This is a genomic window from Sulfurimonas sp. (assembly GCF_028694895.1).
Classification (GTDB): Bacteria; Campylobacterota; Campylobacteria; order Campylobacterales; family Sulfurimonadaceae; genus Sulfurimonas.
Window position 1 is genome coordinate 1 of sequence record NZ_JAQVKA010000016.1, and the last position, 14,476, is coordinate 14,476.

The 14,476-nt window shown below is 33.9% G+C and carries 15 protein-coding genes; 1 reads left to right on the forward strand and 14 read right to left on the reverse strand.

What is annotated here, in order from left to right:
* From PHI38_RS03700 to PHI38_RS03740, 9 genes are all read right to left on the reverse strand, one after another.
* The coding region (locus tag PHI38_RS03700; RefSeq protein ID WP_299852978.1) for a menaquinone biosynthesis decarboxylase at positions 1-1,378 on the reverse strand (1,378 nt) is incomplete at its 3' end.
* A 2-nt stretch (positions 1,379-1,380) separates the two neighbouring features.
* On the reverse strand, positions 1,381-2,322 hold the full coding sequence (gene hemC, locus PHI38_RS03705; RefSeq protein WP_299852980.1) for a hydroxymethylbilane synthase: 942 nt from the start codon (positions 2,320-2,322) through the stop codon (positions 1,381-1,383).
* Positions 2,323-3,144, reverse strand: a complete 822-nt coding sequence (locus PHI38_RS03710) for a thioredoxin domain-containing protein (protein WP_299852982.1) — start codon at positions 3,142-3,144, stop codon at positions 2,323-2,325.
* On the reverse strand, positions 3,107-3,532 hold the full coding sequence (locus tag PHI38_RS03715) for an FxsA family protein (RefSeq protein WP_299852984.1): 426 nt from the start codon (positions 3,530-3,532) through the stop codon (positions 3,107-3,109). Before PHI38_RS03715 ends, PHI38_RS03710 begins: the two co-directional genes overlap by 38 nt.
* On the reverse strand, positions 3,532-4,839 hold the full coding sequence (gene proS, locus PHI38_RS03720) for a proline--tRNA ligase (RefSeq protein ID WP_299852986.1): 1,308 nt from the start codon (positions 4,837-4,839) through the stop codon (positions 3,532-3,534). Before proS ends, PHI38_RS03715 begins: the two co-directional genes overlap by 1 nt.
* On the reverse strand, positions 4,840-6,138 hold the full coding sequence (hemA, locus tag PHI38_RS03725; RefSeq protein ID WP_299852988.1) for a glutamyl-tRNA reductase: 1,299 nt from the start codon (positions 6,136-6,138) through the stop codon (positions 4,840-4,842).
* Positions 6,138-7,025 (reverse strand): polyprenyl synthetase family protein, encoded by an 888-nt coding sequence (locus tag PHI38_RS03730; protein ID WP_299852990.1) that lies wholly within the window; start codon positions 7,023-7,025, stop codon positions 6,138-6,140. Before PHI38_RS03730 ends, hemA begins: the two co-directional genes overlap by 1 nt.
* 10 nt (positions 7,026-7,035) lie before the next feature.
* The gene (locus tag PHI38_RS03735) at positions 7,036-7,449 is read right to left on the reverse strand and encodes a hypothetical protein (RefSeq protein ID WP_299852992.1); all 414 of its coding nucleotides are present in this window, start codon (positions 7,447-7,449) and stop codon (positions 7,036-7,038) included.
* On the reverse strand, positions 7,450-7,752 hold the full coding sequence (locus PHI38_RS03740; RefSeq protein WP_299852994.1) for a DUF2018 family protein: 303 nt from the start codon (positions 7,750-7,752) through the stop codon (positions 7,450-7,452).
* Between the two features lie 97 nt (positions 7,753-7,849).
* On the opposite strand from PHI38_RS03740, the gene PHI38_RS03745 reads away from it, so the two are divergent.
* Positions 7,850-9,001, forward strand: a complete 1,152-nt coding sequence (locus PHI38_RS03745; RefSeq protein ID WP_299852996.1) for an FAD-dependent oxidoreductase — start codon at positions 7,850-7,852, stop codon at positions 8,999-9,001.
* A gap of 53 nt (positions 9,002-9,054) precedes the next feature.
* On the opposite strand, the gene PHI38_RS03750 is transcribed toward PHI38_RS03745, so the two are convergent.
* From PHI38_RS03750 to PHI38_RS03770, 5 genes are all read right to left on the reverse strand, one after another.
* A complete protein-coding gene (locus tag PHI38_RS03750; protein ID WP_299852998.1) occupies positions 9,055-10,389 on the reverse strand; it encodes an FAD/NAD(P)-binding oxidoreductase in 1,335 nt (444 codons plus the stop codon).
* 287 nt (positions 10,390-10,676) lie between these two features.
* Positions 10,677-11,528: an acetylglutamate kinase gene (gene argB, locus PHI38_RS03755; RefSeq protein WP_299853000.1), complete on the reverse strand. Its 852-nt coding sequence runs from the start codon at positions 11,526-11,528 to the stop codon at positions 10,677-10,679.
* Positions 11,529-12,434 carry a tetraacyldisaccharide 4'-kinase gene (locus PHI38_RS03760; protein WP_299853002.1) on the reverse strand — a complete coding sequence of 302 codons (906 nt, stop codon included), beginning with the start codon at positions 12,432-12,434 and terminating at the stop codon, positions 11,529-11,531.
* Between the two features lie 4 nt (positions 12,435-12,438).
* Complete coding sequence (locus tag PHI38_RS03765) at positions 12,439-13,560, reverse strand: DegT/DnrJ/EryC1/StrS aminotransferase family protein (RefSeq protein ID WP_299853004.1); 1,122 nt, start codon at positions 13,558-13,560, stop codon at positions 12,439-12,441.
* A 30-nt stretch (positions 13,561-13,590) separates the two neighbouring features.
* Complete coding sequence (locus PHI38_RS03770; RefSeq protein WP_299853006.1) at positions 13,591-14,376, reverse strand: NAD+ synthase; 786 nt, start codon at positions 14,374-14,376, stop codon at positions 13,591-13,593.
* Positions 14,377-14,476: the final 100 nt, after the last annotated feature.

Below are 14,476 nucleotides of genomic sequence, written 5' to 3' on the forward strand. Positions count from 1 at the left end.
AAAGTAGCGGAGCTTCTACTCTATTGGCTGCTGTTACGTCAACTCCTAACTTACCACCTACTAAAGCCTCATCTGATGAGTGATCTAGTGCATCTAAAATTCCCTCTGATATAAAAAGAGATTTTGGGGTAAATCTATCAAGTATATAAGTTGTTACCGCCTCATAACTATCTAACTTTGGTGCTTTTTCATCTAAAAAAATTGCATGTTTAACAAAACTCATCTGTCCGGCACCCCAAAAAGCGTGCATAAATTGTTTTGCATGTCCTTTATAGTGAGGCTGCATTTTTGCTAGTATTAAGTTATGAAAACCACCATTCTCTGGCATATGATAGTCAAGTAAATCTGGTGCTGTTGTTTTTAGTAGAGGGAAAAATATCTTCCCAGTAGCCCAACCCATATATTTATCTTCAAGAGGTGGTTTACCTACGACTGTAGCTAAATATGTAGGTTTTTTATTTGTGGTAATGGCACTAACTTCCATTACTGGATATGGATCTTCTAGAGTATAGTATCCAGTGTGGTCCCCAAATGGTCCCTCAATTCTCATATCCTTAGTATCAACCCATCCCTCTATAACATAATCAACATCATGTGGGATATAGAGTGGATTTGTTAAAGATTTTACAAGTTTAGCACTCTCTTTTTTTATAAGTCCATACATAAGTAGCTCATTTACACCATAAGGAAGAGGAGCAGTAGCGCACCAAGTATATAGTGGATCACCACCAATAGCAATGGTTACTGGCATTTTTTTACCAGCTTTTTGATACTGATCAAAAAAGTGTGAAGAGTCTTTGTGAATCTGCCAGTGCATCCCTAGATGATTTTTATCGTAAACTTGTAGTCTGTACATGCCGACATTTACCATCTCACCATCAAAACTTTGAGTATAAACTTGAGCCATTGTGATAAAAGGGCCACCATCTTGTTCCCAAGTAGTTAAAACTGGAATTTTATAAAGGTCTATCTCATCTTCTAGATATTTTATCTTTTGGCACTCACCCTCTTTTGAGAGTTTTTTTGGAAATATATTTTTAAGTGAAAAAAGCTCTCCAGCCATTGAAATCTTATTTAAAAAGCCACTTGGAGGTTTCATATGAAGTAGTTTTGTTATCTCATCTGCAATAGACTCAATAGTTCTGCCAAAGAGAAGCTCACAACGTTTATACGAGCCAAAGATATTCATTAGAACATCTTCATCAAATTTTCTACCACTTTTCTTATCAACTACATTTGTAAAAAGAAGTGCCATTCCGCCATCTTTTTTCTTAACCTCTGCATATGCTAAATGGGGTATTTCTAGATAAATATCAAGCTCTTGCTCAATTACTCTTAACTCACCGTTACTCTTTAATAACTCAATGGTTTTTTGCATTATTATTTATTTTCCATCATTGCTTCAGCACGAAGAAGGAGCTCCTTAGCACCTTTTTGTATAAACTCTGCAGCCATCTCTCTACCAATGTTTTCATAATCTTTTTTAGATGTTATTTTTGAATCACTAAGCATCTCTGTTCCATCAGGAAGACCAAGTACTGCTTTTATACTAATAGTTCCATCTTCTAAAACAGATGCATTAACACCTATTGGAACTTGACAACCGCCATCTAACTCATCAACAAAGGCTCTCTCTATAGTAGTCTCCATTCTGCTGTATTCATCTTCAAGTCTTGCAACTATTTTAAGAACTTGGGCATTATTTACAGACTCTATCCCCAGTGCGCCCTGCCCCATTGAAGGAATCATCTCTTCAAGAGATATAGGATATACATGTTTTACAGCGTCAAGTAGTGAGAGTCTATTTATCCCAGCTGCTGCTAAAATAATTGCATCAAAGTCACCTTTTTTTAGCTTTTTAATTCTAGTATCAACATTACCTCTTAAATCTTTTATGATTAAATCTGGACGAAGCTTTTGTATCTGCATACGACGGCGAAGAGAAGATGTACCAACAATTGCACCTTGTGGAAGAGCATCAATATTTGGATATTTTTCTGATAAAAGTGCATCTCTTGAATCTTCTCTATCTGTAATTGCTGCTAAGAGGAGTCCATCAGGCATAACAGTTGGAACATCTTTTAGAGAGTGAACTGCGATCTGAGCCTCTCCTTGGAGCATTGCCTCTTCTAGCTCTTTTAAAAACAGTCCTTTTCCACCTATCTTAGAGAGTGCTTTATCTTGAATCCTGTCTCCAGTTGTAACTATTACATTTAGCTCAACTTCAAGGCCTGGATTTTGCTCTTCTAAAATAGCTTTTATATGATTTGACTGCCAAAGTGCAAGTTGAGAGCCTCTTGTTGCTATTACTAATTTTTTCATCTATTTTGCCTCTTTATATTTCATTTTTGTTCTATCTAAAACACCATCAAAAAACATTGTAGGAGTCCCATTTACCATCATTGAATCAGCAATTGCTAAATCACTCTTTAGATGTTGGCCTACCTCTTTTGAGAGAAGATCAAACATTTTTATATTTGAACCCATAACTTTGTTAAACTCTGCTAATATCTTATCGTTTGATTTTTCTTTTGGATCTACTTTTACTTTATATAAGTTTAGTATCACATCTTTTTTTCCTTGAAGTTCAAGTGCTACAGCAGCTTTTACTAACTCTACAGAAGCTGGATGAAGTGACTCAAGCGGAAAATGGTAGTAGTAAACTGCAAATTCATTTGGTCTACTTTTCATATATTCAAGTGCCTCAGGAACAAATGTTTTACAAAACGGGCAAAGTGGGTCTGAGAAGATTGCTACTTTATGCTTTGCATTTGTATTTCCATAAATCAAATTCTCTTTTTTATAATTTTTATCTTCAAAAGGTAAAGAGACTAGCTCATTCATATCTCTTACTTTTTCTATATCAAAAATCTCTTTTGTTATAACTTTTCCATCTGAAAACCAAACCATCTTTTGAACAACTTGACGTTTGTCTTTTACTAAAAGAGCATCTAACTCAACATAATAAGCATACCAATCATCATGGCCTTGAACTTCTGTTACATTAGTGACTTTAACGTTAAGTGACTTTATATTTTGATTTGATGCAAACATCTTTTTTAAAAAATTCTCTATATCTTGGTTAGAAGCTTCTGCTCTTAATATACTACTTAGTACGAGTGTTATCGCTAATAATTTCAACATCAATGACATCAATATCCTTCTCATTTTTATATTTTTCATAATCTGTTTTGCACTTTGATTTTACATTATAACGATTAACAAGCATAGTTGTTATTACACCAAACTGTAATAAAATCCCTATAATATCTGTTAAAAAGCCAGGTAAGATAAGTAGAATAGCTCCAAAAATACTAAATAGATTAAGTCTTTGAAACTCTTCTAAATTTATACATCTATATGAAACTGCCATAACATTTTCTTTAAATGTTGAGCGAAAATTCATAAGAATAAATATACCAAAAAACGCACTCAGAAGTATCTCAAAAAAAGTTCCAAGTCCACCTATTACTGATGAAATGTTAACAGAAATTAAAACCTCTAAAAATAGATAGATTAAGAAGTAAATCATTACTTAATCAATTCCATAATTTTACTATAAGCACTGTTTGTATCAACTGATATACTCTCTTTTGTTTTTCTATCAAATATTTGAACTAATCCACTCTCTAGCTCTTTTCCGATAATTATAGTGTAAGGAAAGCCTATAAGCTCGGCATCTTTCATCTTAAAACCAAATCTCTCTTTTGTATCATCAAAAATAACATCTACTTTTGCAGTTCTAAGTTTTGCATAAAGTTCATCGCCAAGTGCCATTTGTGCTTCATCTTTTACATTTGAAACCATAACGTTTACGAGATATGGCGCACTCTCTTTAGTCCAAATACAGCCACTCTCATCATGATTTTGCTCTATAATAGCTGCTACAAGTCTGCTTACCCCTATGCCAAATGTTGCCATCTCAAAAGGTTTGCTTCTTCCATTTTCATCACTAAAGTTTGCTTCTAACGCTTGAGAGTACTTAGTTCCAAGTTGGAAGATATGTCCAACTTCTATCCCTTTTTTAAAGTGAAGATTTGCTCCGCAAGAGCACTTTTGATCTATCTTTAACTTTAGAAGTTCTTCATAACTCTTCTCATTTAACTCGTCGATTTTGTCTTTAAACTCATCAATAGTCTCAATGTTTGCGCCATAATTACAAGCTTCGCATACTATAAGAGTGTCCTCTCCACTATCAGCTAAAACATGAAACTCTTTACTTCCATCTCCACCGATTGCTCCGCTATCAGCTGCAACAACACGAAAGTCAAGTCCAAGTCTTGTAAAGATTTTTTTATAAGTCTCTTCCATTAGGTTGAACTCTCGTACCATATCTTCAGTACTTGAGTGAAAAGAGTAACCATCTTTCATCAAAAACTCTCTACCACGCATAAGCCCATATCTAGGTCTTGCTTCATCACGAAACTTTGTATTTATCTGATACAAGTTTAGTGGTAGATCTTTATAGCTTGTAACTCTATTTTTTACTAGCTCAACCATAGCCTCTTCATTTGTAGGACTAAGTACAAACTCATTTTGATGTCTATCTCTGATTCTTAGCATCTCTTTGCCCATAGCTTCAGAGCGTCCACTTCTCTCCCATAAGCTAATTGGAGTTACAAAACTAAGTTGAACTTCTAAACATCCGGCACAATCAAGTTCCTCTTTTACAATAGCTCTGATTTTCTCAAGCACTATCTTTCCAAGTGGCAAAAAGTTGTAAAGTCCAGCGCCTTGTTGGTTTATAAAACCGCCTCTTATTAAAAATTTATGGCTAGGTAATGTTGCATCAGATGGCGCTTCTTTTGCAGTTGGAATAAACGCTCTACTTCTTCTCACTTATCTTCCTTCTATAATGTTTAATGCGTGTTCGCACTTATATTTGTCTGGTATATCGCTTTTATCTTTTTCTATCAAAAACTGTACTGCACTTGTTAGCATATCTGCTTTTGATTCTTCTGATACACTGCGCATTTTTGAGCTCATCTGATGTAAAAATCTCTTTAACGCTTGTTGTGACATTTTACGGATTTGCTCTTCATACTCTTTTGGAATAAATCCTTTTTTTATAGCTCTATCACTCTCAATACGCGCCGCTTCAAATGCTTTTTGATATATCTCTTTTATCATTGGTTCAATATTTAGCGTGTTTAACCACTCAAAAAATTCAACTGTACTTCGTCCTATAATAGTATGAGCTTTTCTTGCACTATCTTCACGCAAACCGATATTTTCATCTACTATGTTTTTCAAATCATCTATAACATATAAATTAACTCTATCATCTTTGTCATAGCTTATATCTCTAGGAAGCGCCATATCAAACCAGTATCTCTCAAAATCACAAGGCTTTATTATCTCATCTGTAATAATAGGTTCAGGTGAAGATGTAGCTGTAAATAAAATCTCAAATTCATTAACAATCGTTGGTAAATCTTCAAAATCTAAAACCTTTGCACCACACTCAAGCGCTAATTTTTCAGCCTTTTGTTTTGTTCTATTTATTATATAAACATCTGCGCCACTTGAGATAAGATGCTTTGCTGTTATCTCAGACATCTCTCCAACACCAATAATAATGGCTTTTTTACCCTCAAAACTATCTATAACTGATTTTAGCTTTGAAACTGCAACACTAGCAATTGAGACTGGTTTAGATGAGATATCAGTAGCATTTCTGACCTTTGCTGCACACTTAAAAGCGTGGTGCATTGCACGAGCTAATTTTTGAGAACAAAATCCATTATCGTAAGAGAATCTAAAGGCATCTTTTAGCTGACCTGCTATTTGTGTCTCACCAACAACCATAGAGTCAAGTGATGATGCAACACTAAAGAGATGGTGAATTGCACTGCTATCATCAAAAATATCTGCCCTACCCTCAAGCTCTTCTATAGGGATTCCAGATCTCATAGCCAACATATTAAATATATGTTTTGTAGCAGTTGCTAAATCACTACAACTACAAAATACTTCCATTCTATTACATGTAGATATTAAGATAGACTCATGTATTGTTTCGCCAGAGTTTAGCTTAGTAAGACACCCTTTTGTAGCGTAATCGTCTTTATATGAGAGTTTTTCTCTAATATCAAGAGTTGAATTTTTATGTGAAAAACTTATGTTTAAATAGTGCATTAGTAGCTTCTTTTTATCATGGTTTGTAAAATTTCTATGAGTTCTGTATCATCTTTTATCGCGCTCATAGCCTCATTTGATAGCTTTTGAGCAAGAGAGAATGATTTTTCTACTGTTTTATGTTGCTTCATCATTTCTCTTATCCAAAGAGACTCTTCTTTAGTAAGTATCTTTGCATGTAAAGAGCTCAGTATTTGTCTATCTTCTTGGCTTAAGAGCTGATAAAGATAGATGTAAGGTAGTGTGCATTTCCCCTCAACAAAATCATTCATTGCAGGCTTTCCAAGTGTAGCCTCATCTGAGGTTATATCTAAAATATCATCTATTATCTGAAAAGAGAGTCCTAGATTTTTTCCATATAAAGCGTGTGAGTGTGGATCTTTTTTTGCAAGTAGTGCGGCGGCGTGAGCACATGCTTCAATGAGAGTAGCGGTTTTTAGATATAACATTTGAAGATATTTATCTTCATCACTATTAAAGCTCAGTGCCATCTTAACGTCCATCATTTCGCCTTTACTAAGAGAGGTAACAGAAGATGAGACAATTTTAGCAATCTCTTTATCAAATGACACTAGTTCACTAAAAGCTTTTGAGTATAGTATATCACCAAGCATTACTGCCGTTTTACTTCCATCTGTTGCGTTTACAGAAGCAACTCCACGTCTAAGAGTTGCCTCATCGATAACATCATCATGTAACAAGCTAGCTGCATGAATTAACTCAACTATTGCGCCAAGAAGAGGAGCAGTTGTAGAAGTCGGGGCTATCTTTAAAATTAGTTTTGCTCTAAGCCTTTTTCCACCTTGAAGCATCTCAAAAAGACGTGATACTTCTTCATAATCAATCTCTTTGATTATCCTCTTTATTTCGCTCTCAACTCTTTGCATCAATCTCTCTTTAGCTATTTTTTAACTCTTCTAACTTTATATATCTTTTATGATCAAATAAGAAAATCTCAAAAAGAACCTCATTTGAAGCCTCTTTAAACTCTTTGAATTTTACAAGCAGATAAGTTCTGCTAGCAAACTTAGAACCTTTTGGCATTAGTTCTACTCTAAAAGTTTGATTTTTATTTCTTAAATGAAGTACATTTTGTCCAACAATTTTGTCATAACTTTTAAATATAACAAGAGCGCCATCGGTGTAAAGAGTCCATCTAAAAGTAAAGAGCTTTTTTTTATCAGCGTATTTTACAAAAATATTCTTTTGCTCATCCTTTTTTAGTAAAACTTCTCTCTTTTGTATATACTCAGCAGATGCAATAGTGCAACTAAACACCATAAGAATAAAAAAGAGGAGTAAATTTTTCAACTATTCACTTTGTGATAAAATTGCGCCCATCATTTCAATGTAGAGATTTTTTGAAAAATTATCAACTTCATCTCTGTTTAATAAGATATAAGATTTGATATCTTTTTCTATTTTATCGCCATCATCGTTAAAGATATCACTGCATTTCTCTCTCATCATCATCTCCATAGCAGCTGCTCTGTCGATAAATTTTTCTAATTCATATCTAACTACATCATTGTTAGCATTGAACAAAACATCCATAAGTTTACTCTTTGGCGAGCCCATAAATATATCATCTTCGTCTTCAAATAATCCGTACATTTTATATCCTGTTTATAATATTGTGGCGATTATATCACCACAAAAATAATAGTGCCTTAACACCTGACATTAAGTCATATTTTTCTATAATTTCAAGATGAAAATATATGACTTTTTAATTATCGGTGCAGGTAGTGGCGGGTGTAATTGTGCTCATTATCTACAACAAAGAGGCCTTAGTGTCGCCATTGCCGATAAAGAGGGGGTTGCGAGTGGTGGAAGTGGCGCTGCTGGAGCCTTTTTATCGCCTCTTGCAGGAGTACAAAATAGCTATAACCGCTTTATAAACAGCGCACTTGAATACTCTTTAGAATTTTATGAAAAAATGACTCCAAATTCAATTGTAAAAAAAGGCGTTCTTAGAGTCGAAAATAATAATTTCAATAGTGCAAAACTCCAAACAAATAGCATAAAGAATCACTATATAAGTGCTAAAGAGCTACAAGAAATTTCACAAAACTTTACTCAAATTGATGGATATTTTTATGAAAATGCAGCGATTTTAAATCCACATGAGGTTTGCCAAGAGCTTATAAAAGAGTGTGATTTTTATAACTACAATGTAAAAGAGTTAAAATATGAAGATGGACTTTATATATTTGATGATTTTAAAGCAAAAAATATAATCCTTGCCCAAGGTGTTATAAAATCTATAGTAGAGACTCCATATATAAAAATAGCGCCTATTTTTGGAGTTAAAATTGATGTAAAAACAACAACAAAAGTACCTTTTAATATACACAAATCTATCTCAGTTTCAACAAATAAAAAAGATTCTACTATATCTATTGGTGCTACAAAAGAGAGGCATGACACATCTGAGATGGAGTGTCTGACATCATGTGATAAGTGTGCTTTTTATGTCAACAATGAACAGGGTCAAGTTGAAGAGTTATTAAAAGATGCAAGAGAGTTGATTAAACTTGAAGATGTAAAAGTAACAAAAGTATATAGAGGTGCAAGAGCTACGATTAAGAGTTATTTTCCAGTGATTGGTAAAGTTATAGATTATGAGCAAAGTTTAAAGAAGTACCCATCTATAAAAAACGGAACAAAAATTCCGCCTGAATTACTTACATATTTTGAAAATCTCTACATCATAAATGCTCTTGGCTCAAGAGGCTTTGTAGTAGCCCCTATGCTTGCTAAACTTTTATGTGAAGAGATTTTAGACTCTAAAAAGGTTCCCCAAGAGCTCTCAAATGAGAAACTCTTTTATAAAATGGCAAGAACTAAAGTATCTACTTAAGCCTATCTCTTGAGTAAATAACTTGGGTATAACTTTTAAAGATTGTCTTGTAATTAATAAAACATATCTTTATACATAGCATCTCCCCACTCAATAAGTCCCTTTCCTGCGTCAGTTCCACTCTTGTCATGCCAATTTTGCATCATTGCAACATTAAAGAATGTAAATGATTTATTAGATTCACTCCATTGATAATCTGTATTTACAGACATAGCTCGCATCGGGTTGAGTGCAACCGCTGAGAAACACTCTGTATGAGGGGATTTCCATACATTTTTTTGACCTAGTATTTTATCTCTGATACTTCTAGCAACAATGTACCCTTCTGAATTTGATGTATTTCCAGACTTACTAAATGCCATAGGTCTTGAATCTCCAGAACAATACACATGAGGATCACCTATAACTTGATAGGTAAAAGGATCAATATTTGCTTCGCCCTTGTTAATTGCATCTTTGGCAACACCTGCAATCTCCAAGAGTTTACTACCTCTAACACGAGGATAAAAAGCTGCATCTGAAAATAAAACTTCATCAAATTCAGTCATTACTTTTTTATTTTTTAGATCAATTTCCTCAATTTTTACATTTGGCATGTAGACAAGATAATCTTTGTACATTTCGTTAAATGCGGCATGAAACCCTTCCGCCTTTATCGTAACATCAGGATTTTCATCCATTAGTACAACTTTGCCTTTAATCTTGTTCTTTTTCATATAATCAGCAATCAGACAAGCTCTCTCATAAGGAGCTGGTAGGCATCGATAATTACCACCAGGAACTGTTAATAGAAAATTTCCTTCTTTGAAATTTTCTATTTTTCTTCTAATAGTATCATGCTCACTATGATTTTTAAATCCTGCTGGATATTTTGTGCTCAGCTCGTACTCAAGCGCTGTATCACCATTAGTCCACGCGCTATAATCATAATCAATTCCAGGTGCTAACACTAGATATTCATAATCTAAATACCCTTCATTTGTGTAAACTTTACGCTTTTTTCTATCAATATCAAAAACGCTAGCATTGAAATATGTGTAACCATTATTATTTGCCGCATCCAAGAAACTATGTGTAATGAACTCTAGCTCTACTCCGCCAACTAACCAAAGGTTACTAATAGGACAAGATATAAAAGTTGTGTTTTGTTCCACCAAAACAACATCAGCATCAGGAATATACTGTTTTAATCTCTTTGCAACAGATAGTCCCGACCATCCACCACCAACAATAACAATCTTTGCTCCTTTGCCATTTTTTGGAAGATTAGCAGCAGCACTCATAACTCTCACATTAGATAAATCACTTTTTTTAGCAGTTTCTTTTGCTGAAACTGCAGTTGTAGCCACTGATATACCGGCCAACTTTAATGCGTCTCTCCTATTCATTGGTTCTCCTTGTTTATATTAATTTATCATATAATTTGTGCACAAGAAAAAATCCTATTCTTTAAATGCTTAGTTTTTGTATGGTAATTACAAGTAGATAATAAGTTAATAAATCTTTAATTTATTAACTATCGGGAGGATTTGGCAGTATAATTAATCATTATACTTATTTTTAACGCCTACATCTAAATATTTGTTCTAAAACGCTTTACAATATTGTTACAATTTGTATCATAACTTCGTAGGATTAAAAAAATGAGAATTAAAAGAGATAGGAGAGAGTTAAATCAAATAACTATCTGCGTTCCTACACCTGCTGATGTAAAGAGTTCTAAAAGCATTGAATGCTCTATTCTTCCATCAATAATGTGAGCTTTAGCAACCCCGCCTTCTATTGCTTCTAGGCATGCATCTACCTTTGGTACCATTCCGCCGTGGATTGTTCCATCTGCCTTTAAAGCCTCAACTTCTGCTTTTGTAAGTGTGCTAAATAGCTCTTTGTTATTATTTAAAACACCTGCAGTATCTGTTAAAAATATAATTTTATTTGCACCTATTGCTTTTGCAACATATGAAGCACATAAATCAGCATTTATATTAAATCCTGGATGACCCATCTCAGTTCCAGCTGCTATTGGAGCAATAACTGGGATGAATTTTTCAGCTATAAGGTTTGAGATAACATCAGCTTTTACATCTGTAATGTTTCCTGTTAGTCCCCATTTTGAAAAGTCTTTTGCTTTTGCAGAGATAAAATGAGCATCTTTTCCACTAATTCCTATAGCTTTTGCACCGTGAGAATTTAGAATTGAGACTATCTCTTTGTTTATCTCTCCACTTAGTACCATCTCAACAATTCTCATAACCTCTTTTGATGTAACTCTTTGTCCATCAATAAACTTGCTCTCAATGTGTAGAGCATCTAGCATTTCATTTATCTGTCGTCCTCCACCATGAACTATGACGGGTTTAATTCCAACAAGATACATAAGTAAGATATCCTCAGCAAATTTCTCTTTTAATTGAGGCGTTTCTTGAGCTGAGCCACCATATTTTATAACTATTGTTTTACCTCTAAACTCTTTTATAAACGGTAGAGCTTCAAGAAGCGTTTGAACTGTTTCTATCTTTTTTTGCACTTATTTTCCCCTATAATTATCTATAATTTTAAAAATATACTCATCCACTTCTACCTGTAAATCAAGCAGAGATAGTGGCAGGCCAAACTGTTCTAGCTTTACAAAATCTTTGTATGTAACTAACAGACTCTTTGAATTATCTCGCCTTAAAATATCCAAAACCTCATCTTTGTTAAAAGAGTGATGATCTTCAAAGTAGTTTTTACTGACAACTTCTGGAAGATATTTATCAAGTCTCTGCGGTCTTGCTATGGCACTTAATAGCGACATTTTATCACTTTTATTTTTAAGTTCAACTACTCTTTTAAAATGAGTTCCCTCTTTTACAACAACAGCCTCTTTTTGACTCCAAAGTCTCTCTCTAAATGGCCCAGATGGAAGACAAGATAAGTTTTTACTCTCTACATCTATAAGAATATCTAGTTTTTTTATATCATGTTTTGAATAAGCATCATCTAAAAAAACTATTTTTGCGCCCATCTCTTTAGCTTTTAAAATACCTTTTTTTCTATTTTCACTCACTATTACAATCGCCTCTGAAACTTTTTGTGCATATATCATAGCCTCATCACCACTAACTTCCACGCCGCATAATATCTTTGCACCATTACTTACAACATAAAGTCCACTACTTTTACGTCCATATCCTCTAAGAATAATTGCTACATTTTTATATCTTGATGCAAGTGCCGTTACTAGTGGAGTTTTACCACTTCCTCCAACACTTAGATTTCCAATACTTATGATATCGATACCAAAATCTTCTGCTATTTTACTCTTGAACTTTACATACATGAAAAAACAGTAAATCCAACTAAGTGGAAGCAAAACAAATGAGATGATTTTTTGAATGAAGCTTGGGTTGTAGAAATACTCCTCAACCCAAAAAACTAATTTTTTATGCAAAAGCTTATACTCTAGTCGATGCTACAGCTTTTACCTTATCAATAACATACTTAACTTCTTTATCACTCATACTTGCGTATATAGGGAGTGACATAACTTTTTGATATGTTGTAAGCGCTACTGGGAAGTTATTTACCTTAAGAGAGTACTTATGTTTGTAATAAGATAAAAAGTGAAGTGGAATATAGTGAAGTCCAACCTCAACGCCATGCTTTTTTAACTCTAGGGCAAAAGAATCTCTATTTTTATCTACTTTTATGATGTAAAGAGAGTAAGGATGCTCTTTACTAATAGCTGTAGGAATAGAAATATGTTCTACTCCATCAAGAGCTTTATTATACATTTGAGCTATCTCATTAATTCTTTTAAGATTATCATCTTGTTCTTGAACTTTAGCTCTGATATAAGCAGCATCTAGTTGACTCATAGAGTAGTCAAAACCAATATCTGTAACATCATATACATACTCTAGCGAGTCTTCGTCTCTACTCATAGCATGCTTGCTCAGAAGTCTTGCACGATCTATTATCTCTTGCGAGTTTGAAACAATCATACCACCATTACAAACATCTTTTTTAAGGTGAGCAGAGAAGTTGAAACATGTGATATCAGCGCCAGTTGCACCTACTCTTTTGCCATTATACATAGCTCCTAATGCTTCACTTGCATCTTCTACTATTTTTACATCATAGATTGTCGCCATTGAGTAGAGTCTATCCAAATCACTGCATTGACCAGCTATATGTGTAACTATTACAGCTTTTAGTTTTTTAGCTCTGTTGTCCTCTAGATACGCTTCTAATTTATCAAGGTTTATGTTAAATGTATCTGGATCAATATCTATAAAAATAGGCTCAGCATCAAAGTGGCGAACAACTTCTGGAACTTTAGGATGTGCATTAACAGAGCATACAACCTTATCTCCACGTTTTAAATCAAGTGCCAACATTGCTAAATGAAGTGCGGAAGTACCATGTGAGGTAGCTAGCGCGTGATCCACACCGATATATGATTTAAACTCATCTTCAAGCTCTTTTACTTGGTCTATATCTTCACCATCTAAAACATCACTTACATTTGAGTGTGCTTCTCTGCTACTCTCATACTTACAAAATAAAACTTTCATTATATAATCCTTATAATCTAATATTTTTGGCTAGTTAAAATCGTGATATACAGTTCTAGATGTCAATTTAGCAATAAGTGGCATCTTCCTTTTAAAATGATTGCGAAAAATTCTCTCAATTATCATATCAAGCATCTTCTCATCATATCCCATCTCTAAAATCTTCTCTCTACTAAAGTGTTCTTCTACATATAGTTTAAGCACTTCATCAAGCTGTGCATATGTATATCCTAAATCAGCCTCATCGCTCTGTCCAGCCCATAAATCTGCCGAGGGAGCTTTTTTTATAATACTCTTTGTTACACCCAAATACTCAGCTAGTTCATATACTTCACTTTTATAAAGATCACCTATAGGATTTAGTGCACTTGCCAAATCACCATAAAGTGTCCCATATCCTAACAATAGTTCGCTTTTATTGCTTGTACCCAAAACTAAAGCACTCTGTTTTGCAGAGATATCAAATAAAATACTCATTCTAAGTCGTGCAGAGAGATTACCTCTTCTGAGATTATCCATATCTGGATTTGCTTCTTCATAAGCTCTTAACATAGGCTCAATCGAACTGGTGATAGAGCAAAGATTAAACGCTAAAGAGAGCTCATCAGCATCATCAACAGAACTCTTTGATGAGTAGTGAGATGGCATTTTTACACAAAGTAAATTATCACCAAAAACTCTTTGTGCAAGTATGGCAACAACAGCTGAATCGACTCCACCACTAAGACCTAAAACAACGTTTTTAATCCCAGTTTTATGGACTTCATCATCTAAAAAATGTAGTAGATGCTCTGTTATGAGCTCATACTTTTTCATCGCCAACCTTTAGGGAACTTTAACAAATAAGATTATAACAAAGTTTTTGTAACGATGTGCAAAATAAAATAGATGAAGCTATATTTATATATTAAGGTTA